The organism is Aquabacterium sp. UBA2148 (assembly GCF_002328915.1).
Classification (GTDB): Bacteria; Pseudomonadota; Gammaproteobacteria; order Burkholderiales; family Burkholderiaceae_C; genus Aquabacterium; species Aquabacterium parvum.
In genome coordinates this window covers 1-367 of record NZ_DCXA01000187.1, presented here as the reverse complement: position 1 = coordinate 367, position 367 = coordinate 1, and the positions used below count along the sequence as shown (strand labels likewise).

At 70.6% G+C, this 367-nt stretch carries 1 pseudogene; it reads right to left on the bottom strand.

Annotated elements, in window-relative coordinates:
• Positions 1-49: 49 nt before the first annotated feature.
• Positions 50-367, bottom strand: a pseudogene (locus tag B2W70_RS10535) (hypothetical protein); the annotation flags it as partial.

The window sequence follows — 367 nt, the reverse complement described above, 5'->3', positions numbered from 1 at the left end:
CATGCGGACCGAGGCGCTTGCTCGCACGAGCCCTCGCCGCAGCGCCCCCTCAGTGCCCGCGCAGACCCGTCAAGAACACGCCGGCCAGCGCCACGACCAGACCGATGAAGCTGACCGCCAACAGCCACACCAGGGGCTGGCGCCACAGCGCAGGCCGCTGCGCATGGCGCGGTGCGACGGCCTCGGAGGCCACAGGCCGGCTGCCATCGACGCCGTCCAACCAGTCGCGCAGCGCGTGCGACAGGCGGCGCGCAGAACGAAAACGCTGATCGATGTCGCGGTGCATCGCATGGGCCACGATGTCCGACAGCGCGCGTGGGATCTCGGGGTTGACCTCGTGCACCGGCTTGACAGGCTGGTGCAACAC